The organism is Chryseobacterium sp. HNCC26DJ240, assembly GCF_057180485.1.
The window spans coordinates 251,149-275,436 of the sequence record NZ_JBXUGK010000008.1 but is presented as its reverse complement, the minus strand read 5'-3'; the positions used below and the strand labels follow the sequence as shown (position 1 = coordinate 275,436).

General features: G+C 36.1%; 29 protein-coding genes. 5 read left to right on the top strand and 24 right to left on the bottom strand.

The genetic code is table 11. The features are described from left to right. Window positions 1–142: 142 nt before the first annotated feature. The 6 genes from AC2A1G_RS17450 to AC2A1G_RS17425 form a co-directional block, all read right to left on the bottom strand. On the bottom strand, window positions 143–442 hold the full coding sequence (locus AC2A1G_RS17450) for a hypothetical protein (RefSeq protein ID WP_484048168.1): 300 nt from the start codon (window positions 440–442) through the stop codon (window positions 143–145). Window positions 443–729: 287 nt separating this feature from the next. Continuing rightward, window positions 730–1,578: a metallophosphoesterase gene (locus AC2A1G_RS17445; RefSeq protein ID WP_484048167.1), complete on the bottom strand. Its 849-nt coding sequence runs from the start codon at window positions 1,576–1,578 to the stop codon at window positions 730–732. 126 nt (window positions 1,579–1,704) lie between these two features. Further along, window positions 1,705–1,995, bottom strand: a complete 291-nt coding sequence (locus AC2A1G_RS17440; protein WP_484048166.1) for a hypothetical protein — start codon at window positions 1,993–1,995, stop codon at window positions 1,705–1,707. Window positions 1,996–2,061: 66 nt separating this feature from the next. Beyond that, entirely contained in the window at window positions 2,062–2,352 is a 291-nt protein-coding gene (locus tag AC2A1G_RS17435) for a winged helix-turn-helix domain-containing protein (protein ID WP_056076403.1), read from the bottom strand. A 375-nt stretch (window positions 2,353–2,727) separates the two neighbouring features. Beyond that, window positions 2,728–2,979 carry a hypothetical protein gene (locus tag AC2A1G_RS17430; RefSeq protein WP_484048165.1) on the bottom strand — a complete coding sequence of 84 codons (252 nt, stop codon included), beginning with the start codon at window positions 2,977–2,979 and terminating at the stop codon, window positions 2,728–2,730. A 1-nt stretch (window position 2,980) separates the two neighbouring features. After that, window positions 2,981–3,598 carry a hypothetical protein gene (locus tag AC2A1G_RS17425; protein ID WP_484048164.1) on the bottom strand — a complete coding sequence of 206 codons (618 nt, stop codon included), beginning with the start codon at window positions 3,596–3,598 and terminating at the stop codon, window positions 2,981–2,983. A gap of 101 nt (window positions 3,599–3,699) precedes the next feature. On the opposite strand from AC2A1G_RS17425, the gene AC2A1G_RS17420 reads away from it, so the two are divergent. Both AC2A1G_RS17420 and AC2A1G_RS17415 read left to right on the top strand, forming a co-directional pair. Beyond that, window positions 3,700–5,301 (top strand): class I SAM-dependent methyltransferase, encoded by a 1,602-nt coding sequence (locus tag AC2A1G_RS17420; protein WP_484048163.1) that lies wholly within the window; start codon window positions 3,700–3,702, stop codon window positions 5,299–5,301. 205 nt (window positions 5,302–5,506) lie between these two features. After that, window positions 5,507–6,049, top strand: coding sequence for a GNAT family N-acetyltransferase (locus AC2A1G_RS17415; protein WP_484048162.1), 543 nt, complete (start codon window positions 5,507–5,509; stop codon window positions 6,047–6,049). 44 nt (window positions 6,050–6,093) lie between these two features. Here AC2A1G_RS17415 and AC2A1G_RS17410 read toward each other — a convergent pair whose 3' ends face one another. Beyond that, a complete protein-coding gene (locus AC2A1G_RS17410) occupies window positions 6,094–6,858 on the bottom strand; it encodes an enoyl-CoA hydratase/isomerase family protein (RefSeq protein WP_484048161.1) in 765 nt (254 codons plus the stop codon). A 165-nt stretch (window positions 6,859–7,023) separates the two neighbouring features. Between AC2A1G_RS17410 and AC2A1G_RS17405 the strand changes: the two genes are divergently transcribed. From AC2A1G_RS17405 to AC2A1G_RS17395, 3 genes are read left to right on the top strand one after another with little or no spacing between them, the layout of a single operon-like run. Continuing rightward, window positions 7,024–7,566, top strand: a complete 543-nt coding sequence (locus AC2A1G_RS17405; protein ID WP_484048160.1) for a phage tail protein — start codon at window positions 7,024–7,026, stop codon at window positions 7,564–7,566. Between the two features lie 36 nt (window positions 7,567–7,602). Then, window positions 7,603–8,130: a phage tail protein gene (locus AC2A1G_RS17400; protein WP_484048159.1), complete on the top strand. Its 528-nt coding sequence runs from the start codon at window positions 7,603–7,605 to the stop codon at window positions 8,128–8,130. 29 nt (window positions 8,131–8,159) lie between these two features. Then, a complete protein-coding gene (locus tag AC2A1G_RS17395) occupies window positions 8,160–8,990 on the top strand; it encodes a T9SS type A sorting domain-containing protein (protein ID WP_484048158.1) in 831 nt (276 codons plus the stop codon). A 117-nt stretch (window positions 8,991–9,107) separates the two neighbouring features. Here AC2A1G_RS17395 and AC2A1G_RS17390 read toward each other — a convergent pair whose 3' ends face one another. The 17 genes from AC2A1G_RS17390 to paaA all read right to left on the bottom strand — a co-directional run bounded on the left by AC2A1G_RS17390 (window position 9,108) and on the right by paaA (window position 24,240). Further along, entirely contained in the window at window positions 9,108–9,872 is a 765-nt protein-coding gene (locus AC2A1G_RS17390; protein ID WP_484048157.1) for a methyltransferase domain-containing protein, read from the bottom strand. Window positions 9,873–10,105: 233 nt separating this feature from the next. Beyond that, window positions 10,106–10,570 (bottom strand): IS200/IS605 family transposase, encoded by a 465-nt coding sequence (gene tnpA, locus AC2A1G_RS17385; protein ID WP_484048156.1) that lies wholly within the window; start codon window positions 10,568–10,570, stop codon window positions 10,106–10,108. 203 nt (window positions 10,571–10,773) lie between these two features. Further along, complete coding sequence (gene paaZ, locus AC2A1G_RS17380; protein ID WP_484048155.1) at window positions 10,774–13,269, bottom strand: phenylacetic acid degradation bifunctional protein PaaZ; 2,496 nt, start codon at window positions 13,267–13,269, stop codon at window positions 10,774–10,776. 74 nt (window positions 13,270–13,343) lie between these two features. Further along, window positions 13,344–14,171: an alpha/beta hydrolase gene (locus AC2A1G_RS17375; protein ID WP_484048154.1), complete on the bottom strand. Its 828-nt coding sequence runs from the start codon at window positions 14,169–14,171 to the stop codon at window positions 13,344–13,346. A gap of 27 nt (window positions 14,172–14,198) precedes the next feature. Beyond that, entirely contained in the window at window positions 14,199–15,026 is an 828-nt protein-coding gene (locus AC2A1G_RS17370; RefSeq protein ID WP_484048153.1) for an alpha/beta hydrolase, read from the bottom strand. A gap of 91 nt (window positions 15,027–15,117) precedes the next feature. Continuing rightward, window positions 15,118–15,696 carry a transposase gene (locus AC2A1G_RS17365; RefSeq protein WP_484048152.1) on the bottom strand — a complete coding sequence of 193 codons (579 nt, stop codon included), beginning with the start codon at window positions 15,694–15,696 and terminating at the stop codon, window positions 15,118–15,120. A gap of 64 nt (window positions 15,697–15,760) precedes the next feature. Further along, window positions 15,761–16,354: an acyltransferase gene (locus AC2A1G_RS17360; protein WP_484048151.1), complete on the bottom strand. Its 594-nt coding sequence runs from the start codon at window positions 16,352–16,354 to the stop codon at window positions 15,761–15,763. 143 nt (window positions 16,355–16,497) lie between these two features. Further along, a complete protein-coding gene (gene pcaF, locus AC2A1G_RS17355) occupies window positions 16,498–17,706 on the bottom strand; it encodes a 3-oxoadipyl-CoA thiolase (protein WP_484048150.1) in 1,209 nt (402 codons plus the stop codon). Window positions 17,707–17,912: 206 nt separating this feature from the next. Next, window positions 17,913–18,161 (bottom strand): four helix bundle protein, encoded by a 249-nt coding sequence (locus tag AC2A1G_RS17350; RefSeq protein WP_484048149.1) that lies wholly within the window; start codon window positions 18,159–18,161, stop codon window positions 17,913–17,915. 65 nt (window positions 18,162–18,226) lie between these two features. After that, window positions 18,227–18,640 carry a hydroxyphenylacetyl-CoA thioesterase PaaI gene (paaI, locus tag AC2A1G_RS17345; protein ID WP_484048148.1) on the bottom strand — a complete coding sequence of 138 codons (414 nt, stop codon included), beginning with the start codon at window positions 18,638–18,640 and terminating at the stop codon, window positions 18,227–18,229. A gap of 292 nt (window positions 18,641–18,932) precedes the next feature. Continuing rightward, on the bottom strand, window positions 18,933–19,235 hold the full coding sequence (locus AC2A1G_RS17340; protein ID WP_484048147.1) for a hypothetical protein: 303 nt from the start codon (window positions 19,233–19,235) through the stop codon (window positions 18,933–18,935). An 85-nt stretch (window positions 19,236–19,320) separates the two neighbouring features. Next, window positions 19,321–20,454: a 3-hydroxyacyl-CoA dehydrogenase NAD-binding domain-containing protein gene (locus tag AC2A1G_RS17335; protein ID WP_484048146.1), complete on the bottom strand. Its 1,134-nt coding sequence runs from the start codon at window positions 20,452–20,454 to the stop codon at window positions 19,321–19,323. A gap of 125 nt (window positions 20,455–20,579) precedes the next feature. Further along, on the bottom strand, window positions 20,580–21,380 hold the full coding sequence (locus AC2A1G_RS17330) for an enoyl-CoA hydratase-related protein (protein WP_484048145.1): 801 nt from the start codon (window positions 21,378–21,380) through the stop codon (window positions 20,580–20,582). A 154-nt stretch (window positions 21,381–21,534) separates the two neighbouring features. Continuing rightward, a complete protein-coding gene (paaD, locus tag AC2A1G_RS17325) occupies window positions 21,535–21,999 on the bottom strand; it encodes a 1,2-phenylacetyl-CoA epoxidase subunit PaaD (protein ID WP_484048144.1) in 465 nt (154 codons plus the stop codon). Window positions 22,000–22,080: 81 nt separating this feature from the next. Then, a complete protein-coding gene (gene paaC / locus AC2A1G_RS17320) occupies window positions 22,081–22,830 on the bottom strand; it encodes a 1,2-phenylacetyl-CoA epoxidase subunit PaaC (protein ID WP_484048143.1) in 750 nt (249 codons plus the stop codon). Between the two features lie 84 nt (window positions 22,831–22,914). Beyond that, entirely contained in the window at window positions 22,915–23,196 is a 282-nt protein-coding gene (gene paaB / locus AC2A1G_RS17315; protein ID WP_034679196.1) for a 1,2-phenylacetyl-CoA epoxidase subunit PaaB, read from the bottom strand. Window positions 23,197–23,301: 105 nt separating this feature from the next. Beyond that, window positions 23,302–24,240 carry a 1,2-phenylacetyl-CoA epoxidase subunit PaaA gene (gene paaA / locus AC2A1G_RS17310; RefSeq protein WP_484048142.1) on the bottom strand — a complete coding sequence of 313 codons (939 nt, stop codon included), beginning with the start codon at window positions 24,238–24,240 and terminating at the stop codon, window positions 23,302–23,304. Between the last annotated feature and the right edge of the window lie 48 nt (window positions 24,241–24,288).

Sequence of the window (24,288 nt, the reverse complement as noted above, 5' to 3'; positions counted from 1 at the left end):
TTTCTTTGATAAATGAATACAGTTTGTTTGGACGGTGAATTGCACGCGCCCCGACCTGAACGGAGCTCTTTTTGTAAGCGATGGGAAAAGCCAAGGCACAAAAAAGCGGGAGTGGAGGGCGGATACAGGCGCCCAAAAAAAATTAAATAGAATTTAAAGTGAGTCCGATATAGGTGTAAAGAGCTGCGATTGGGATGTTGATGCAGAGCATTGCGGATGCAGAAAAACAGTTGGGGAGCTGGCTGCGACGAAACAAACCGTAAATCAATAATCCAAAAATAATCAGCAGATTGAGCGCCGACGCAAGATATAGCAAAACAAAAGCGCAGAGCGCAAAATCAATATTTTTTGTAATGATATTCCCGAAAAGGCAGATGTTGCCGAGAATAAAACAAATCCAAAACGTATAATTTCCGATGTTTTTGATAGCTGAATTTTTCATGATTTTGATTTTAAATGATTGAAATAATGAAGTACAGAAACAATATGTCAGGAAAGTTGAAAAACAATAAAACAGCGGAATTTCTAAACTCTATTCTGTTTTCTGAAAATACATAGTAAAATAGAAGTAGAACAATAATTAAAATTGCATTGACTATGATATTGAGGATCGAAATGACAAGAAGAAAAACAACTACTTCATTTAAAGCTCTTGCCAGATACGCCATTAGAATTATTATTCCAACCAGCCAACTTGCACAGAAATAAAGAACCGCAGCTGAATTTATTTTAAATGTCTCCATCGCATTCCAATTTAAAAACCGTAATCTCCGGCCTTACCATAAATCTCACCTGATAAGAATGCCCGATCGCGCGGTTGATGTAGAGCATTCTTCCATCCTGCAGATCAATTTCTCCGGAAATATATTTTCTGTTTTTGACGGGAAGAATTGGAGTGACAACTCCCGGAATTCTGCACTGTCCGCCGTGGGTGTGGCCGCTGAGAATCCAGCCCTGATAGCCGTTCCAGACATCTTTGTCGCAGACATCGGGATTGTGACAGAGGACTAAATTGGCTTTAGAAGCGTCGTAATCTTTCATGACTTTCATAGGATCAAAATTGGGCGACCACAAGTCGTCGAAGCCGATGAGATTTAATCCATGACAATTTTTTTGAGCATTATTAATCATTGTAACGCCGCTATCCTCAAGAATTTCACAGATAATTTCTGAAGTTCCAACATCTTTAAATTTCACGCCATAATCGTGATTTCCGAGAATTCCGAATGTGCCTAAATTTCCGTAAACGGCATCTGCCATTACTTTTCTCAGACTATCGTGATCTTCGGTCGTTCCGTGATTGACGTAATCTCCGGTGTAAACCACAAAATCGGGATTGAAGTTTTTGGCTTTCTGAAAAGATTCGATGAGAAATTTCCAGTCGAAACGGTCTCCCACGTGTAAATCTGAAATCTGCATCAGGATTTTACCTTCCAGTTCTTTCGGCAAATTTTTGATAGGCAGTTTTCTTTGTACAAACTCCACCCAAAACGGTTCGATCTGCCATGAATAAAGGAACGGTACAGACCCGACTGCGGAAAGCTGCAACAGTCTTTTGAGGAAATGTTTTCTGGTCATGTCTCTAATTTCTTTGCGATGTTTTTTTATCTCACGCGGATCTTTTGGATTTAGCAGATTTTAAATTGCTTGTAAATCTGCTCAATCTGCGTGAAACTTATTTACTTAAAATCCTTTCGACTACATTTAGCTCCCAGCGATCGGTGATCCGAAAAGACCAACTGCCATTTCAACCCAAATAACCATCAGAATAAGAACGATGACGATGGAAATCATGATCTTTGCTCTGAATGAAAGTTTTGAATTCACAATCATGTAAATAAATGAGGCTGTTCCGAAGAGTAAAACTGCGGCGATCAGGAAGTCTGAACCCGTCCAGTTAAAGCCTTCCACAACGTAATTTGAAATGAAAGCTGCCGCCATTAAAACAGAAGGAATGGCTAAAATTAGTGCTGTTTTTTGTTGTTTTGTCATCATAATTTTTAATTTTAATTTATTAAAGTACTTTGTGTTTCAAAGTTAATTTTCAAAAAAATATAGTGTTTATCTTCCTATTAATTTTTCAAGTGCATCTAAATGTTGTGTGAAAGCTGTTCTTCCGGATTGCGTCACACGGTAAGAAGTCTTTGGTTTTTTGCCGACGAATTCTTTTTTTACTTCGATGTAATTTGCTTTTTCCAGAGCGTTGCTGTGGCTTGCCATATTTCCGTCTGTGATTTCCAGAAGGTTTTTCATTTCAGAAAAATCAACCCAGTCGTTGACCATCAGAACGGACATGATGCCCAATCTCACACGGCTTTCGAATTCTTTGTTGAGTTTTGAAATGTTGATCATTTTTTTTTAATTATTGCTTGGGAAAACATTGAGAACCGACTGCACCTCCTCCATATTCCAACATTAAGTTTCTATTTACTAAAATGTATTCGCATCTATTTTTAAATGCACTTCTATCTGTTTGAATTTCCTGAAAGATATTAAATGAATACATTCCCAAACCGCTTCTTTTAAAACCTATTTTTATTGGCTCGCCATCTTCTACAGATATACAGTTTGCTTTATCCAGTTTCTCTTTTAACTTAACAATATCTTCTTCATCCCATTTTAATATGTTTTTTAAACTATCTTTTTGTAAATCTTTAACATCAACATCCCATTTTTGATAAATCGCCTGACTTAAGGAATCTTCGTGAGCTGAAATCTGTAATCTATTTAATGTTTATCATCTTCAAATTCAATATCTATTGAGTATCCATCTGGTTTAATCTGATTATAATACATTATTAATTCTCCTATTTCTTTCTCTTTCGAAAAATATTCATCTTTCAATTCAGATATAGAATAATTTTTATCAAAACCGCCAAAAGCCATACTAAGCATTACAGAAAAAACAATTGCACCAATCAAAAGCAATCCTCCTACAATGAAAATTCCAATAAAAATATACTTAACTGTCTTTTCCATTTCATTTATACTTCTTATGCATAATCAATCCATACACAATATGCAAAACCCCAAAGCCAATCGTCCAAGCCACCAATCCCCATCCTAAAAACAGGAAAGAAACCAAGCCCAAAACAATCTGGCAATAGCCTAAATATTTTATATCCGTTAAAGTGTATCTTTCTGCGCTTACCAAAGCTAGTCCATAGAAAATCAATGTTGCCGGAGCGACCAAAACGAACAAGTGATGATACAAAAGTCCAAGACAGAAAAATCCTCCGGTTACTAAAGGAACAGCAAAGGCAAAAAGCAATTTTTTTGTCGTGGCATCCCAGATTTTCAGTCCCTTCTTTTTGCTTTTGTTGGCAGTAAAAATGTATCCACTTGCAATCGCGACAACGAGAATTACTGCTCCGATTACAACAAGTTCCTGCACCAAAGATTTGCTGAAAATATTTCTGTCGCCATCAAAATAATCGATTCCCTCTCTTTTAAAAACAAAAAAAACATAAGCTGCACCAATCATGGCAGCTAAACCTGCCACTACTCCCGACAGGCCACTCAGTGAAATAAACCGTGACGACCGTTCCATCATAGAACGGATGTGTGATAAGTCTTCGTGATAGTTTTTTGATTCCATATAAAAGAACTTTGAATTGCAAAGTTATATTTAATTTTTAAACAGCAAAACTTTTTTCAGAATATTTATCTAAATTTTTTATTTTAGAAAAAACATATTGTATGGATAAGGAAATTCTGAGGTCGGAGATTTTTAAGCATCTGGATGGCGTGGTAACAGCTCCCATCGTGGCATCGCTCATAGAAAAGGAAATTATTTCTCTGATTATTCAGCGTGAAAAAATATTGCTGAATGAGCTTTCGGACGAATTTGGGGCTAATGAAGGTTATTTGAATGTAGCAGTTCGGGCATTGGCATCGCAGGGGTTTTTAGATTACGATGTTGAAAATCACAATGATATTATTACGATTTCAGCGAATAACAGAACACCGTTTCTCCAGAAATACAGTTTGCTTTATCTGAAAGTCATCCCTTTTCTAAAGCTTTCAACCGATATTAAAAATCAGATCAACGAAAATTCTTTTATTGAAGAGTTTTCACAATTGAGCAATTCTGTCAAAAGTAATTTTGGAATTCAGCTTTCTGATGATTTGGAAGAAAAAATCGTGCAGGAACAGATTTTAAAACATATCGAGGGTTGTATCATCGGCCCAGTCATCGTTTATTTGGGTATGACAGGAATGTTTCACAAATATTTTATGGAAACTTCTTTTCAGGCGGCAGAGTTTCATAAAAACTCAGAGAATTTTGAAGTGATTTTGGACTTTCTGACTTACTTAAACTGGTTTAAAAAGACTGGCGACAATTATAAATTTACCGAAACGGGAATTTATTTTGCCAAAAGAGCAGCATCATACGGCGTTACGGTTTCCTATCTTCCATTGTTGAATAAAATGGATAATCTTCTGTTTGGAAACGCTTCTAAAATAAGAGAAATTGCTGATGGCGAAGATGAAATTCACGTTGACAGGGCAATGAATGTTTGGGGAAGTGGCGGCTCGCATTCCAATTATTTTAAGGTGGCAAATGATTTTATTATTCAGATTTTTAATCAGCCTATTCATCTGCAGCCGAAAGGTGTTCTCGATATGGGTTGCGGTAACGGTGCCTTCATTCAACATATTTTTGAAACGATTGAAAGATATACGCTTCGTGGAAAAATGCTGGAAGAACATCCTCTTTTTCTGGTGGGTGCAGATTACAATCAGGCTGCTTTGAAAGTAACACGGGTCAATCTCATCAACAATGATATCTGGGCAAAAGTAATCTGGGGAGACATCGGAAATCCGAAACAGCTCGCTGATGATTTAAAGGAAAATTATGAGATTGAACTTTCAGATTTATTAAATATAAGAACCTTTTTAGACCACAACAGAGTTTGGAAAGCTCCAGAAAACAGCCAGCCGGAAAGAATCAGCACTTCGACCGGAGCCTTTGCCCATCGTGGAAAAAGATTGCCAAACAATTTAGTTGAAGAAAGTTTAAAGGAACATCTCGAACTTTGGCTTCCCTATATCCGCAAAAACGGACTTCTCATCATTGAGCTTCATGCTTTAGATTCAAAACTGACAGCTGGAAATTTAGGGAAAACTCCCGCAACGGCTTATGAAGCAACTCATGGTTTTTCAGATCAATATATTCTGGAGGTTGAAGTATTTAAAAAGATATGTCTGGAAACGGGTTTGAAAATCGATAAAGAACTGTTCAGAAAATTTCCTAATTCTGATCTGGCGACGGTGTCGATTAATTTACTGAAGAGTTAGGTTGGATAAACCACAAAAGTCACAAAAGATTTACTTTGAAAAATTAGTTGTGCAAAAGGGCAAAAATGTGGGCGAATGAGAAACACTTTAAATCTACATGATTAGAATCAACAACTCACGCAGATTTTAGGGATAAAGCAGATTATTTTCCACACAATTTAATCTGCAAAATCTGAACGAACAGTGGAAAAAAAAAAATAAAAAAATGACATTTGAAACTTTAGAAACAGAACGTCTCATTCTTCAGAAACTGGATCCAAAAAAGATGATCGAGATTTTTGAATTGAATAATGATGAAAAAATTAAGGAAATATTGGGCATTACGGATGAGGAAGAATTTGCCCGACAGAAAAAAATAAATCATTACGGCTACGAATCTTACAACCGAAAAATACTGAGTTTTAAAATTGTAGAAAAACAAAGCGGTAAAAAAATCGGTAACATCAGTTTTCATACCTGGAATCCTCAACATCACCGTGCGGAAGTAGGTTATGATTTGTTTTTGGAAGAATTCAAACGCAAAGGCTACATGAAAGAAGCCCTCGGAAAGGTACTTGAATTTGGTTTTGAAGAATTGGATCTCAATCGGATTGAAGCATTAATCGATGATGCCAATACACCTTCCAAAAGGCTTTTGGAGCATTACGGCTTTTCAAAAGAAGGAATTACACGCGGACATTATTTGGTGGATGGCGTTTTTGAAGATTCCGTATTGTATTCTCTTTTAAAATCTGAATATAAAAAGTGAAAAAAAGCGTTGTCAGTTTTAATTCTGACAACGCTTTCTGTCAATTATTTAGCTCTTAATCTTTCTTTAATCGCTTCTATATTTTTCTTGGCAGAATCTTCCAAAATCAAACTTGCACTCATGTGAATTCTGGCAGGCATTAATTCGTTAAAATGCTCCGTTCCTTCCCACGACACTTTTTTAATTAAAGCCAAAGCATCTTCACTTCTGGTTGATATTGTGTTTAAGAATTTCTCCAATTTAGAATCCATTTCTGCAATTGTTTCAGAAACTGAGTGGTAAATATTGTGCTGCTCCGCCCATTCCGCTGATCTGAAATCTGCATCAATCGCCATAGCAGAAAACTGTGACTTCCCGATTTTTCTTTCTACATAAGGTCCAATAACGAAAGGTCCAATTCCTAAATTGATTTCCGTCAAAGCCAAAGCAGAATCTCTTGTTGCAAAACAGTAATCAGCACCGCAAGCCAGGCCTACTCCACCACCTGTAGTTTTCCCCTGAACTCTTACGATTACGATCTTACCACAGTTTCTCATTGCATTTAAAACTTTAGCAAAACCACCGAAGAATTTCGTTGAAGCTTCTAATTCTTCAATAGCTAAAAGTTCATCAAAACTTGCTCCTGCACAGAACGCTTTTTCGCCTTCACTTTTTACAAGAATTGCTTTTACCTCATTTTTCGCGCCTTCTTCAAGAATAGTTTCAGCTAATTTTTCCAGAATGGCTCCTGGAAGAGCATTGCTTTTTGCAGTTCCGAAAGTGATTTCGGCAATATTGTTTTTAATTTCTGATGTTACAAAATCGCTCATCTGTTTTTCTAAATATGATTTAAACAAAAATACTAACAATTGTTCGGGTAAAAAAATCATTAGGTATAAATACTGAATCCTCCAATTGGTTATTTATACGCTAAAAAACAATTATGTTAAGTTTTACCTTTGACTTAACAAACTAACCAATAAAAACTTATTATCATGGAAGAAATGATGGCAACCATCAAGCTTTTCGCAGGAAACTTTGCTCCTCAGTATTTTTTACCTTGCGACGGAAGATTATTATCGATAGCACAGAACACCGCACTGTTTTCTCTACTTGGAACTACTTACGGAGGTGATGGAAAAACAACTTTTGCATTACCTAATCTCAACGGCAGAGTACCAATAGGAACAGGAGCTTCCGGCACAGGAGAACAGATAATCTTAGGACAAGTGGGCGGTACACCTACCACTACAATTTCAACTTCTAATTTACCAAACATTACAAGCCAATTGAAAGTCTCTAAATCTAATGCACTTTCAGTATCACCATCTGCTAACTCATCTATTGCAGTAACAGGATCAATGGTAGGACGAGATTTCACAGCTATTCCCAGCTTTGTTGATAATGCACCGGATACTGCAATTAATGCAGCATCAGTATCATTTACAGGTGGAAATCAACCAATCAACAACATGCCGCCATACGTGGGATTGATGTACATTATCTGTGTACAGGGTATTTATCCTTCAAGACCATAAAACTACACTTAAATCAACCATTAAAACAATTACACCATGGAAGAAATGATAGGAATCATCAAAATGTTTGCAGGTACTTTTGCACCAAGAGGCTTTTTATTCTGCAACGGAGCATTATTGAGTATTAATCAAAACCAGGCACTGTTCTCAATACTAGGAACTACATATGGCGGTGATGGAATGACCAATTTTGCTTTACCAAATCTAAACGGACGTGCCCCTGTTGGCGCAGGACAATCTGTGAAACTTGGTGAAATGGCAGGCTCTCCCACTACAACAATTTTAAGCTCTAATTTACCTAGCTTTAACAGCCAGTTGAAAGTGTCTAAATCTAATGCACTTTCTTCGTCACCATCTGCTAATTCATCTATTGCAGTCACAGGTTCAACTGTAGGACGAGATTTCACAGCAATACCAAGTTTCGTAGATGCTGCACCAGATACTAGTATTAACGCTGCTTCTGTAGCATTTGCTGGAAATAATCAACCGATTAATAATATGCCACCATATTTGGGGATGAATTATATTATTTGTGTTGAAGGAATATACCCATCAAGACCATAACACACTCTAAAATTTTAAAATCTACTATCATGAAAAGAACAACTATCCTATTAATCTGTAGTCTGTTCACATCTATTTTTTTATCAGCGCAGACAAGCACAGAACAATTTGAAACCGAATCGCATGGAAGTACAAGCTTCACCGACAACGGAGTGATATTCAATATACTGACTCACACTGGAGGATTTGACATTCAGGGAAATTATCCTAATACAGGATGGAGCGGCACTGCAAATGACAACAGATACATTGATAATTCAGGAGCTGGAAACATAGCTTCAGGGGCATCATTTAGTGTAAAAACTACTTCAAATTTATTTAAAGTAAATAGATTTTGGATATTTCTTTCAGATACAAACCTGAACCAGAATGTGACAGGAACCTTAACTGTAACAGGAATGCTTAGCGGTGTAACTAAGTTTACGCAGACAAAAACAACCGGATTTGCAACAAGTTTAGGAACAACGAACGGTTATACCCTTATTGATTTAACTAATTTAAACGGTCAGAATTACAGCAATATTATTATTGATGAGTTAAAAATAACCTGTGGCGGCGCCTATACCTACGCTGGTTTAGATGCCTTTACATGGGTGAAAGACACCAATATTGTATTGTCGACTTCTGAAGAAAGTCTGATCAGTAAAAACCAATCTGCAATTTATCCAAATCCTACATCAGGACCATTGACGATCAATACCGAAAAGAATGGAAAATTCGAGATCTACAGTCAGTCAGGAACCTTAGTAAAAACCATTGACGTACAAAAAGGTGAGAACAGAACAGACATCTCCGAACTTCCCAACGGCATGTACATTCTGAAATCTCAAGACTCATCTCACAAGGTGATCAAAAAATAAATCACACCATGAAAACCCTCTTTTTGAATTAAAATTATCTCAGACGATTCTAAAACATGATGAACAAAATTTCCCGATCTCTCCGGGAAATTTTTGTTTTAGAAGTTTCTACTCTATTTACTTTTTCCCATACAGCAAGATTCTCTTGAATGCATAAATTGCAGGAAACTTTTCAAATTTTTTGGTAATTCGCTTCTTATATTCTGCGCTAAATTTTTGCTGTTTTAGCTCATCTAATCTTTCCAAATAAGGAATCAAAGCCGAGCCGGAAATAAACTGAAAGAGCTCCTCTGCATCTTCAGCAATGATTGGATAGACTTTTACAGAAATATTTAAATTTCTCAAACCCGCTTCAAACATCATTTTAGTATAATCATCCAAACTCAAAACCGGCGAAATTCGGTTGAAGCCATTCAATTGAGTTTTAAAAGGCTCTTCCGAGGCCAGTTGAATTAAAATCTGGTTTAAAACATTCTCATTCTGCACAGGCATTTGTACTGCAAACTGTCCGTTTTCACTTAATAAAGAAAGTAATTTCGGAAATAGTTTCTGATGATTATCAGACCACTGCAAAGCCGCATTGCTGAAAATGAGATCCCATTTTTCATCCGATTGATATAATCGTTCGATTGTTTCCTGTTTAAAACTTAAATTTTCGTTTTTAAATTCCAAAGATTTCTGAAGCATTTCAGCAGACGAATCGATTCCCAAAAACCGTACATCAGGAAATTCATCTGAAAGAATTTTGGTTTGCTCGCCGGTTCCGCAGCCGATATCAATGGCTATTCTGAGATTTTCAGGCGTAATGTTTTCAGCTAAATCAAAGAATGGTTGGTAGCGGATGTTTTTGAATTGGTTGTAGGTGTCAGGATTCCAGGGCATATTTTCTATTTATTGGTTTGTAAATTTATTACAGTACAATCCGTAGGATTCTTATCTGTGTGGTGTTATTTGGAAAGACAATAGGCGGACTCCTTAGGAGTCATATCTGTTTAGATTTAAGAATTTCATTATTCGGCGCAGTCCGTAGGACTGCTATCTTTTTCATATGATATTTAAAAACCATAATTCGTATATCATGATCTGAACCTATTTCATTGAATGATATGTATTTTTCAATCATAAAATTCAAATAAATATTCATCCTTAAACTCAATTTCAAAAGCATTTAAAAATTCAATATATTCATCTCTAAAACTTTTCTTTTTATGATGAGCTTCCTGATTTAAAACATAATGAACAACCTTTTCCTTCTGACTTTTAGAATAAGAAAATGCGCCATAACCTCGTTGCCATAAAAAATGATTCATTGTCAATTTCCTTTCATTAATAAAATTACCAGATTCCGTCTTGACAATTTTTACTAAATCTGAAATGGTGATTTGCAGATTTTTATAAGTGAAGAAAATATGAATGTGATCAGGATTTGCATAAATTGCTAATACTTTTTGACCCTTATTCCTGAATATTCCGCAAATGTATTTTTCAATTTCATTCCGAATCGTACTTGTGATTTTGGTTTCCCTGCCTTTGGTAGCAAATACCAATTGAATGTAAATTTGGGTGTATGTATTTGACATCTTTGTGTTTTAGATAGCGTTCCTACGGAACGCTGTGTTAGTTACCGATCTATTTCTACACAGATAGCATTCCTCCGGAATGCCCCATTTCACATTCTAATTTATGTAATTTTTAAATATGAACATTCATAATTGTGCAACAAAAAAAAACAGTGCAACAAAAAATTGTTACACTGCTAATTTTTCACATTGATACATTCAGATTAAATCAATCCAAACTGCTCAAAATGATGCGTAAAATGCTTTCTCTGGAAAAGCTCCATCATTTCTTTATTCAAATGCCCGAATCTTGGATTATAGTGTTCCGCAAAAGGATTTTCCTTGAAATAAACGGTAAACTCTTTTAATGTTTCTACTAACTGAGTTTTAGCTGCGTCCAGATTTTTATTTTTGTTTTGAGGAACTTCACCCTCTTTCCATAAAGGATATTGTGCTCCCGGACGGATTTTTTTGTCGGTGTACAGCCAATCCTGAAGTTTTTCTAATTTTTCTTCCGGAATTTCATCAAAATCTTCCGGCTTCAAATCACCAAAACCGTTTCTCAGAACCTCTTCCAAATGCTCAACCATCAATTGTGGTGTAAAATCTCCAAAAACAGGTTTCGTATTTTCAGTTAAAGCATTTAATTTTTTCTGAATATTCTGAACTTTAAAATCAATAAAAGGAGAATGTTTTGCCACCAATGTTAAAATTGTAGCAACACAAACTACCTCATCTCTTTGGTTAACAACTTCAACCAACCATTTTACAACACCGGAAGGAATATTTCTTCCTTTTACACCACGGTTGATTTTTTCTTTCGCCGTTAAATAAACGGTAATTGTATCTCCTGCATAAACAGGTTTGAAGAATGAACAGTTTTCCAATCCGTAATTGGCGATAACAGGACCTTTTTTCCCTGAAACAAACAATCCGGCTGCTGCAGAAAGGATGAAATATCCATGAGCCACCGTTTTATCGAAAATCGTTCCTGATAAACTTGTTGCGTCGGTGTGTGCGTAGAAATGATCCCACGAAACGTTAGAGAAATTCACGATATCTGCATCAGTAACCGTTCTTCCTGCTGTTTCAAGAGAATCTCCGACCTCAACTTCCTCAAAATATTTCTGGAATGGATGTTTGTCTGAATATTTTTTCTCAGTGCCTTGCTGATATACTTTTGTAATTGCTGTCAGAATATCCGGCGAACCCTGAATTGCTGTTTTCTGAAGGAAAAAATGAAGACCGTTCAATCCACCCATTTCCTCACCGCCACCCGCTCTTCCAGGACCACCGTGCATCAAAGTTGGAAGCGGAGAACCGTGGCCTGTACTTTCTTTCGCATTGTCTCTGTTTAAAACAAAAATTCTACCGTGCTGAGATGCCATTTTCCAAGAAGTTTCTGCAACGAACTTCTCATCGTGAGAAACGATTGAGCCCACTAAACTTCCTTTTCCTCTCTTTGCCAACGCTGCAGCTTCTTCCGCATCTTTGTAAGGCATCAATGTAGAAACCGGACCGAAAGCTTCGACGTCATGAGAGATATTTTTTGTAAACGGAGAATCATTTAAGAACAATTTCGGAGACATAAATGCGCCGTTTTCATAATCAGCGTCTACCAATTCATGTTTTCCGTCGTAAATCAGTTCGTTTTCCGTTTTCAGGATGTCTACTTTTCTTAAAACTTCGTCGTATTGCTGTTTTCCAACCAAAGATCCCATTCTTGTATCTCTGCTTAACGGATTTCCAATTTTAGTTTGATCTAATGCTTTCGATAAAGCATTCTGAACGTCTCCAATTAAATTTTCAGGAACCAAAATTCTTCTAATCGCTGTACATTTCTGTCCGGCTTTCGTCGTCATTTCTGTACGAACTTCTTTGATGAACAAGTCGAATTCAGGAGTTCCCGGTTTTGCATCCAATCCAAGAATTGAACAGTTCAAAGAATCCGCTTCCATATTAAACCGAACCGCATTTCCTGAGACTGAGGGTAATGATTTTAATTTTTTACCTGTCGTCGCAGAACCTGTGAATAATACAGAATCTCCATCATGAACGTAATCCAATATATTTCCCGGTTCACCACAAACCAATTGAAGCGCACCTTCCGGAAGAAAGCCACTTTCAATCATATCCTGAAAAACAGCATTCGTCAAATAAGAACCGTAAGGAGAAGGCTTTACAATTGAAGGAACACCCGCCAACAAAGAAGTCGACAGTTTTTCCAACATTCCCCAAACCGGAAAATTGTAAGCGTTGATTTGTACAGAGACACCTTCGCTTGGTGTTAAAATATGAGTTCCAAGGAAAGTTCCGTTAGCAGAAATTTTCTGAGTTTCCCCATCAACCCAAAACGGGGTATTTGGAAGCATTCTCTTTGCCAAACCAGAGTATGTAAAGAAGGTACCAAAACCACCTTCAATATCAACCCATGAATCTGCATGAGTTGCACCTGTTTTATAGGATAAATCGTAATATTTTTTCTTTCTTTCTAAAAGGTAAAGTGCTACTTTTTTCAACATTTCTCCACGGTCGTAGAACGTCATGGATGAAAGATTTTTGTAACCTACAGTTCTTCCGAAATCCAAAGCCTGTTCGAAATTCAGCCCTTCCGTATCTGAAATGGCAACCTGCTCTCCCGTCACTGCGTTGTACAAAGGGATTCCGTTTCCGGTGCCTTCGATCCATTCGCCGTGAATATAGTTTTTTAATTTTTCCATATAATTTTAATTTAACAATGTATCAATTTAACCGTTTACCAATTACTGATACATTTTTAGATTTATTTTAAATTTTAGTTGTCCGATTTATTTATAAATTCCAAAGTTTCATCAAATCTTTTACTCCAAGGAAAGAAATACTGTATGATCATTGGAATATGTTTTTTATTGATGAAAACAGGTTTTACATTGGGTTGATAAGGTTCAAGCGCTTTTAAAAAATTTTCATTGGCCACTTTAATCGATGTATAAGTTTTTTCACCAACATAAATTAAAAAAGGCGGTGTCTTTTCATCGATAAAATAGATCGGAGAAGCCTCTTTCCATTTCTGCGGATCTTTGCTCCATGCAACATCGTAATTACTCTCTGATGTTGGTGGATTTTTTTCCAAATAGTTCTTCATATCAATTCCCGCAGCATCAATTAAAATAATCCCCGAAACTGTGTTTTCCGGAATTTGATATTTTGGATTCATTACCGCAGAAGCTGCCAACTGACCGCCCGCTGAATGTCCTGAAACAAATATTTTTCGAGAATCTCCGTTGTATTTCTGAGCATTTTCTTTGGTAAATTGTATCGCTGCAGCTACTTCTTTTGTCATTTGATCGACGTCAGCATTCGGACTCAAAGTATAATCCGGAATAATGGCAATGATATTTTTGCGGGCAAAGTTTTTACCCATCAGATTGTAGGTCTTTTTATTTCCTGTATTCCAGTTTCCGCCGTGTACAAAGATCAGAACAGGATATTTTTTATCAGTTCTCTTAGGCGTGAAAACATTTAATTTCACTTCGTTTCCAACATGGTTTTTTGTGAAGGAAATATCCTTATAAGCGGATGTAGATTTACAACTGCTTAAAAGCAAAACCATTATAAAAATTATGCAGAAACGTAATTTCATTTTGACTATATTATCTAATTGAATCTGTTATTTGGGCTCCTGATACGGAAACAATTTAACCAAACCTTCGTACAAACTTCTGTGAAGGATCGTTGCATGATTGTCTAAATCCATCATTTTATATTCTATCGTCCAGTTTTTCTTGTTTGATTTTTTAAGAATATCAAATAAATCCTCTGCATCTTTTACCATCAGTTTATGCTCGCCTTTTCCGACGGAGACATAGACAAATTTCTTTGTATCGGAAGATTTGGACAACAACTGATTGGCCTTTTTTAAAAGACTTTCATCATCCCACCACAAACTCGGACTGATGATAAAATAATTATCGAACATTTCAGTTTTTTTCAATAAAACTTCTGTGGCTAAAAGTCCGCCCAGAGACTGTCCAAATAGATAAGTGTGAGTAGTTTTAAACTGACTTTCTAGATAAGGTTTCAATTCTTTTTCAAGAAAACCGATGAATTTATCAGAATGTCCCGTTGTAGGATAATCTTTCTGTAAATCCTTTAAATCTGTGTGAAAAGTGAAATCTTTTTTTCGATCAATATTGGCAATTCCGACTACAATTGTTTCGGGCATTGCGTACATTAAATTGAAGAATTGCACCAATCCTGAAACATGGATAAAATCTTCGTTCATACTTCCATCCAAAAGATAGATGATTGGGTAGGGTTTTGTTTTATCGAAATTTTGCGGAAGATAGATGTTTAGAGTTCTGTCTTCTTTTAAAATTTCTGATTTTATTGTTCTGATTTCTCCTATAGTTAATGGTTTTACATTTCCAGTCTGGGCAAACACCATGAATGGGAATGTAAATAGAATGATGCAGAAAATGAGAAGCTTTTTTAACATTTATTTTAAAAATTTTTCTAGTCTGAAAATACTTTGCTTAAACCTAACGGGTTTTAAAAACCCGTTAGGTTTGGGATTGTTTTATCAGCAATTATTCTAAATTCAAGAAATCATATTCAACATTAGATTGATGATAATTCCTAAAAATCTCTACCGAGTCAAAATACTGTAAAATCTCCGATCTATTCAATTTACTTTCTTTTTCCAGATGTAAGTAAGAATTATATGAAGAATACTTCCACTGATTGACTTTATTTGCAAGTCCGTGATTAACCGGATTATTATGGATGTAATGCAAAACTTTTAGCAAATATTTCTCATCTCTTATTTTTTTTCGTTTAATTGCATTCAGAAAAAGAGCTCCTTGACGGTTATATTTTTTATTAAATGCCTTTGCATAAGAGTTTAGAAAACTGCCAAAGTTCTTCATTAAAAACGGGTACGCGTCATTAACTTTTACACCTTCAATATTTTTAAATCTTAATAATAAATGAAAATGATTTTGCAACAAACAATATGCATAAATGTCTGCAATTGGAATAATATATTTATCTAACTGCTTCAGAAAAAATTGATAGTTTGTCTCTTCACGGAAAATCAGTTCTTTCCCATTTACATGAGAAAAAATGTGATAAACAGAGTCAAACTCAAAACTTTCTGTATTAATCATTTTGCTTTTATTGAAAAACCTAACGGGTTTTAGAAACCCGTTAGGTTTGTGTTCGCATCAATTTTTATTTCACATCATCCCAAATACTGTAATCAACAACCTTCGTAGGAATCTGCTGAACATATTCTGTAAACGGCTCACAAGGTAAAATCGCATCTTTGCCCTCTCTTGCCAATTCCTGATATAATCTCGTTCCTTCCGTTTTCCATTTGATCATTTCGTCAGAAACATCACGAATGATTTTTGCCGGACTTCCGACGATCAGTTTTCGTGCATCACATCTGAAATTTGCAGGAACAAAAGCCAATGCTCCGATGATGCACTCGTCGCCGATAACGGCTTTGTCCATCACAACTGCATTCATTCCAACCAGACAATTTCTACCGATATGTCCGGAATGGATGATCGCACCGTGACCAATGTGTGCAGATTCTTCCAAAATGGTTTCAATACCGGGAAAAACATGGAGTGTACAGTTTTCCTGAACATTGGCACCGTCTTTCACAATAATTTTACCCCAGTCTCCACGAATAACCGCGTTCGGACCGATATAAACTTCTTCACCGATTTCCACATTTCCAATAATCACCGCTTGCGGATGAACATAAGCAGAAGGTTTGATGATGGGACGAATTCCGTGGTATGAGTAAATGTTCATAATTTTTTTTGTTAAAAAATTAATTTATCAATGTATCAGTTTACCAATGTACCAATTTAAAAGCTGTTCACAAGAATTGATAATTGGTATATTGATACACTGCTAGATTGTTACATTGGTATATTGTTACATTATTGAAAAAGTTATACTTTTTCAATGACCATTGCATAACCTTGTCCGACACCGATACAAAGCGTACACAATGCATATTTTTTATCTTGTTTTTGAAGTTCCAATGCTGCAGAACCGATGATTCTCGCTCCGGAAACTCCAAGTGGATGACCGATGGCAATTGCGCCTCCGTTTGGATTTACTCTTGAGTCGTCGTCTTTTAAACCTAAACTTCTGGTTACCGCTAAAGACTGAGCAGCAAAAGCTTCGTTCAATTCGATAACATCCATATCATCCAATGAAAGATCTAATCTTTTTAAAAGTTTCTGAGTCGCTTCAACAGGGCCGATTCCCATAATTCTTGGCTCCACACCGGCAACTGATGAACCTAAAATCTTAGCTTTTGGCTTTAAACCATATTTTTTTACGGCTTCTTCACTTGCTAAAATCAACGCTGCTGCACCGTCATTCATTCCTGAAGCGTTTCCGGCAGTTACAGTTCCGCCTTCTTTTTTGAATGCAGGACGAAGTTTTCCTAATCCTTCCATCGAAGATGTAGGTTTGATGAATTCGTCTTGATCGAAAATTTTCGGTTCGCCTTTTCTCTGTGGAATTTCAACTTTTATAATTTCTTCTGCCAGTCTTCCGCTTTCCTGAGCTTTAGTCGCTTTTTGTTGTGACCAAAGTGCAAATTTATCCTGATCTTCACGGCTGATGTTGTGCATTTCCGCTAAGTTTTCAGCGGTATCGCCCATTGCATCAACACCGTACATTTCTTTCATTTTGGGATTGACAAATCTCCAACCGAAAGTAGTATCGAACATCTGACTGTCTCTACCGAAAGCCGCACTAGGTTTTGACATTACATAGGGCGAACGCGTCATGTGCTCTACTCCACCTGCAATATAAAGTTCACCTTCTCCCGAAGCAATCGAACGGAAAGCGTTGGCCACCGCCGACATTCCTGAAGCACACAATCTGTTTACCGTTTCACCTCCGATTTTGTACGGAAGTCCGGCCAGTAAAAGCCCCATTCTTGCTACGTTTCTGTTATCTTCACCCGCTTGATTGGCACACCCGAAAATAACGTCCTCAATTTCCTCAACAGGAACTTCAGGGTTTCTTGCAACAATTTCTTTAAGAACGATCGCTGCCAAATCATCGGCACGCACTTCTGAAAGACCTCCACTTAATTTTGAAATGGGAGTTCTGATGTAATCTATGATGTATACGTTGTTCATAATGTTTTTAATGTAACAATTTAGCAATATAACAGTGTAACAATTATGAGCAACATAGATTAAAAATCATTGGTAAATTGGTACATTGATACGTTGGTAAATTAAATTTTATTTAAACTTGTACTTAATATTTTATAAATAATTTTTCCTATTTCTGTAATCTGATTCTCCAATTTTTCGTCGAATGGATAGTTTTTAGAATGTTTTCAGAGATAGAGCCAATATTTTGTTTCCTCTAATTCTTTAGCTGCAATTTTAATTTTATTAATAAAATCATTCTTGCTGTGCGGATTTTGTGCTTCAAAAGAATTTGCTCCGATACTGGTTCCAGATCGTAATAATTGTTTTGAAATAACAAACTTCCTTTTCTCATCCAATAACTCACAAAACTCAATTATATCCAAAGAAAATTGAACAGTTTTCTCAATTAATGGATTATTCTCAAAATTTATCATTAGTGTTTAATTTAAATCATTTCTTCATTGGTAAATTACTAAACTGGTAAATTGGTACATTGAGCCTAAAGCTCTGTTACTTTTTTTCCAATCTTATAAACTGTTCCGACAAATTTTGCAACCAAATCATTATTCTGGTTGGTAATTTTAATATCATAGATGGCTGTTTTTCTGGTATCGTTTACCAAAATACTTTCAGCTCTGAAAATATCGCCTTCTCTTCCAGCCTTTGTGAAATTGATGGTTACACTTAATGCAACCGCTGCGTTTCCGTCATTGTTTGATGAAAATGCAAATGCTGAATCGGCAAATGCAAACGTTACTCCGCCATGAACCGTTCCCAAGCCGTTGAGCATTTGTTTGGTGATTTCCATTTCTATCAAAGCGTAATTTTCTTTAATATCAATGATTTTTATTCCTAAAAATTGGGAGAAGTAATCTTTCTCCATCATATAATCTACAACCTGTCTTGGATTCATTAATTTTTATTTAATTTTTTAAATTTAATCACATCTATCCATGAATAATCTCTGCCGTCTAAAATAAAATACATTAAAAAAATGCCTGTGAAATAAATTGTAAAACCAATGATGTTGAAGCCCTGTTCGTCTTCCCATCCTAAATAATAAAAGAGAAGTTTGAGCAAAAAAAAAGCTGTCACAAAGATGAAAGCTCTCATCAATGATCTCAGAAAATTCTTTAATGTAAAAATCCTTTTAAGCATCGTCTTTGAAATTCTACTTACTGTGACTAAAATTTATTTTTTATTTACTATTTGCCTGTTATTTCCTCATATAATTCATCAGCCAACTTGTCATAAATACTCATCGTTTTCCCTAAAATTACCTGTTCAATCGTGAGATAATCAGCAAAATTTTCTGAGGCATCCAAAGCATTTAAATCTATTCCTTCTTCACTGGCAATTCTTGTGATAAGCTCTTTATATTTTTCATTGAATTTTCCCAACAAATCCAGCTTTTCTTCGTCATTAGTTATCGAAAGTTGTTCAATAATATATTCTTTTTCAATGGAAAGCCTTGTTTCCAATTCGGCTTTAAAGCTGGTTAAATCCATAGTTTCAATGTAACAATTTAGCAATCTAACAGTTTACCAATGTTTTTAAATATTGTTACCTTGGTAAACTATTACATTGGTACATTTATAATTTTCGTAGCAATGGGCTTTGCTTGTATCTTTCTTCCTGATATTCATCATAAAGGTTTTGCAGCGTTTCAGAGATTTTTGCATATCCAATTTCTTTTCCCCAAGCCAATAATCCTTTTGGATAATTGACACCTTTCTGCATCGCCAATTCTAAGTCTTCATCGTTTGCAACGCCCAATCTTTTAGCTTCAACTGTTTCATTAACCAACATAGAAATAATTCTCAAGAAAATCTGTTGATAAAGAGCATCATTTTTTTGAGCAACAGTTTTTTCTGCTCCTTCGCTATAATCATAGAAGCCTTTTCCTGTTTTTCTGCCGTGAAGTTTGGCTTCAGACATTCTTTGCTGTAGAAGTGATGGTTTGTATTTGGGATCGTAAAAATATTCGTTGTAAACAGTTTTTGTTACGGAGAAATTCACATCAACACCTATTAAATCCATCAGCTCAAAAGGTCCCATTTTAAAGTTTCCAATTGTTTTCATGGCATCATCAACCTGTTCAACAGTAGCGATATTCTCCTCAACAATTCTTAAACCCTCTCCGTAAAAAGGGCGGGCAATTCTGTTCACGATAAATCCAGGGATGTCTTTAGCAATAACCGGAACTTTGCCCCAATCTTTCATAAGATTATACATTTTTTCGGCTAAAGATTTTTCCGTGAGTAAAGATGGAATAATTTCAACCAAAGGCATCAGAGGAGCCGGATTGAAAAAGTGAATTCCGATGAAACGCTCCGGTTTTTGCAGTTCCGCACCGAGGGACGTGATCGAAATGGATGATGTATTGGAAGCTATAACACAGTTTTCAGAAACATGTTTCTCTAATTCTGTGAAAACTTTGGTTTTGATCTCTTTATTTTCGATGATAGCTTCAATGACAAGTTCACAATCTTTGAAGTTCTTCAGTTCGGTAGCAATGGAAATATTGGATAAAATTTCAACCATTTTTTCTGATGAAATTTTCTGCTTATCAACCAATTTGGTCAATGTTTTTTCCAAACCTACAGTTGCCGTTTCTACTTGTTTTGCGTTTGCGTCATAGACCCAAACTTTGCATCCATTCGTTGCGGCTACCTGTGCGATGCCGATTCCCATAGTTCCGGCACCGATAATTCCTACATATTTCATAATGTAACAGTGTATCAATGTAACAATGTAACAATCGCTGTCATACTTGTCTATAGTGAGCTTGTCGAACTATTCGAAGCATTTCATTGGTAAACTGCTACATTAGTACATTGTTATATTAATTCTTACTTTCCTTTATATTCCGGTTTTCTTTTCTCTAAAAATGCGCTTACACCTTCTTTGAAATCTTCTGTTTCAGCGGCTTCCTGCTGTAAATCTCCTTCGAGTTCCAATTGATCTTTCAATGAATTACTATAAGAAGCAGCGAAGGCTTTTTTGGTTAATTTTAAACCAACAGTTGGCATATTGGAAACTTTTTCTAAAATTTCCATTGATTTTGAATTGAATTCTTCTTCAGTGAAAACTTCAGCCACCAAACCGTAAGATTTTGATTCTTCAGCCGATAATTTTTTGCCTGTAAATGCAAGGTAATTTGCCAACTGTCTTCCCAGTAATTTAGGTAAGAAATACGTTCCGCCTGTATCAGGGATTAATCCGATATTGGAGAATGCCTGAGCAAAATAGGCTTTATTGTTGGCTAAAACGAAATCACAAATCAATGCCAACATGGCACCGGCACCGACTGCAGGACCGTTGACTAAAGCAACGACAGGTTTTTTGCAACGTGTAATTTCAAGTACCAAAGGATTGTAATAATCAGTCACGATTCTTCTGATAATATCATCGTCGTGATGGTCATTTCCCTGTACAAAAGCATCATCCAGATTCTGACCGGAACAAAATGCTCTTCCCCTACCCGAAATCGCAACACATCTTACTGTTGGGTCGTTGCTGCATTCTTTTATAAAATCTTTCAAATCTCCCAAAGATGGCTTGGTTAAAGCATTCATCGTTTCAGGCTGATTGAGGTAAGCAATTTTTAATTTTCCTTCAAAATGGGTTTCGATATCGAGTTGTGTGTACATAATTTTTAGTTTGAAGTTTGAGGTTTGAAATTTGAAATTTTTAGTTCTACCAATTTACATATAAAAATGCAGCAATGTATCAGTTTACCAATCTAACAGTATTTACTGCATTCAAAATTGTTACATTTTTACACTGCTAAATTGTTACATTAGTTTAGTGACATTTAAAATAATCAAACGGTTCTAAACAGTCTATACATTGGTAAGAAGCCTTACACAAAGTAGAGCCGAATCTGCTGATTTGTTTTGAATTCATCGAACCGCAACGTGGGCATTTTTTTGGTTTTCCGATGTGATTTTCGTCGGCTCCTTTTTCGGGAGGTGAAATTCCGTAAACACGAAGTTTCTCTCTCGCTTCATCTGTGATCCAATCTGTTGTCCATATCGGAAACATTTTGGTGACTACTTTTGCATCCCATCCGTTTTCCTTCATGATTTTCATGATGTCTTCCTCAATGGTAAACATGGCTGGACAGGCAGAATAAGTCGGCGTAATTGTTACTTCACAAGAATTCTCGCTGGTAATTTTCGCTTCTCTTACAATACCTAATTCCACGATATTGATTACCGGAATTTCCGGATCGGGGACTAATTCTAATATTTCTAACGGATTTTTCAATTTCAAATCTAACAATTTAACAGTGTATCAATGTAACAATCATTGCTAGACTGTTACATTGATATATTGGTACATTTTTTACTACCACGTACAACCAGGATATGCTCTCTGCATATACTGCAATTCGCAAAGGATAAATCCGAAATATTCTGTATGATACCCTGTTCTTGATTTTGGTTGCATAAAAGGATTTGCCGGATATTCTAAACCGAAATCTGCAAAATCTTTTTGTGTAATAGAAAGGAAATCTTCATAAAGAGCATCAACATTTGGAGCAATATTTAAAGCAATTAAATCATCTTCACCTTCTGTTTTTGCGAATAAACCTTTCGTGTATTCCCAGATATTTTCGATGCTTCTTTCTAAACGCATTTTGCTTTCTTCTGTTCCCTGTCCGAAAATTTTCATCCAAGATGCAGCATGAGTGTAGTGATATCTTACTTCTTTCAAAGATTTTTGAGCGATGGCAGAAAGTTCTTCATTTGTTGAATTCGACAAAGCCTCATACATCAATTTCTGATACACCGAAAAAACATACACTTTCAAAATGGTTTGGGCATAATCTTCGTTGGGAAGTTCTGTCCAGTGTGCATTCAGATATTCGTGTTCGTATCTAAGGAAAGCCAAATCATCTTCGCTTTTTCCGTTGTCCGCAACTCTTGAAGCGTAAACATAAAAGTTGTTGGCCTGACCAAGCTCATCCAAAGCAATGTTTGTCAATGCAATATCTTCCTCAAGATAAGGACCTTCACCGCACCATGCAGACAAACGCTGTCCCATAATGAAACTGTCGTCTGCTAGTTTTAATAAATAATTGTATAATGGGTTCATTTTTTATAGATTTAAAGACTGAGAGACAAGAGACTAAGAGATTTTAAAATCTCATATCTGTTGTCTGTTAATCTCATGTCTTATTTACATATTTTTCACATCGTTTGGAATGTCGTAGAACGTCGGGTGACGGTACAGTTTGTCATCAGCCGGATCGAAGAATGCTTCTTTATCAATTCCTTCTGAAGTCACGATATATTTGCTTGGAACAACCCAAACGGAAGTTCCTTCTTTTCTTCTTGTATAAACGTCTCTTGCGTTCTGCAAAGCCATTTCTGCTGTTGGCGCCTGTACTATTCCAACGTGTTTGTGAGATAATCCCGGTTTAGTCTGAATAAACACTTCCCACATATCTAAATTTGCCATAAATAAAATTAAATTTAACAATGTATCAATGTACCAGTTTACCAATGAGATGCTTCGACAACCTCAGCATGACAAAGATTGTTACATTTTTACATTGGTATATTGTTATATTGAAATTTTTTCCTGTTTTTCCGCAAAAGCCTTCGCAGCCTCTTTTACCCAAAGATTTTCCTGCTGTGCTTTTACTTTGGTCTGTAATCTTTTTTTGTTTGCAGGGCCGTTTCCTTTTAAGATCTCCATAAATTCATCCCAAGGAAGTTCTCCGAAATCGTAATGTTGTCTTTCTTCATTCCATTTCAAATCTTTATCCGGAACGGTTAAGCCTAAAAATTCGGCCTGAGAAACGGTAACGTCGATAAATCTCTGACGAAGACTGTCGTTGCTCTCTCTTTTTACTCTGTAATTCATAGAGATTTTAGAGTTAGGCGAACTGTCGTCATTCGGACCAAACATCATTAAAGCCGGCCACCAGAAACGGTTTAACGAAGCCTGAGCCATTTCTTTCTGCTGTTTTGTTCCACGGCAAAGAGCCATCAGAATCTCATAACCCTGTCTTTGGTGGAAAGATTCTTCTTTACAGATTTTCACCATCGCTCTTGAATAGGGTCCATAAGAATTCCCCATCAACATTACCTGATTCATAATCGCTGCACCATCAACCAACCAACCGATTGCACCGATATCAGCCCAGCTTAAGGTTGGATAATTGAAAATACTTGAGTATTTCGCTTTGCCTTCCAACATATCATCGTAAGTCGCATCTCTGTCGGCTCTGATGGTTCCGTTTCCTAAAGTTTCAGTGGCAGAATAAAGGTATAAACCGTGACCTGCTTCATCCTGAACTTTAGCCAACAAAGCCATTTTTCTTCTCAACGAAGGTGCTCTTGAAACCCAGTTGGCTTCCGGCAACATCCCGACAATCTCAGAATGCGCGTGCTGTGAAATCTGGCGAACCAATAATTTTCTGTAATCATCGGGCATTACATCTTTTGGTTCTACTTTATTTTCATCGTGTACGTATTGTACGAATTTTTCTAAGTCCATAATTTTTTCAATTTAGCAATGTATCAGTCTAACAATGTACCAATGATT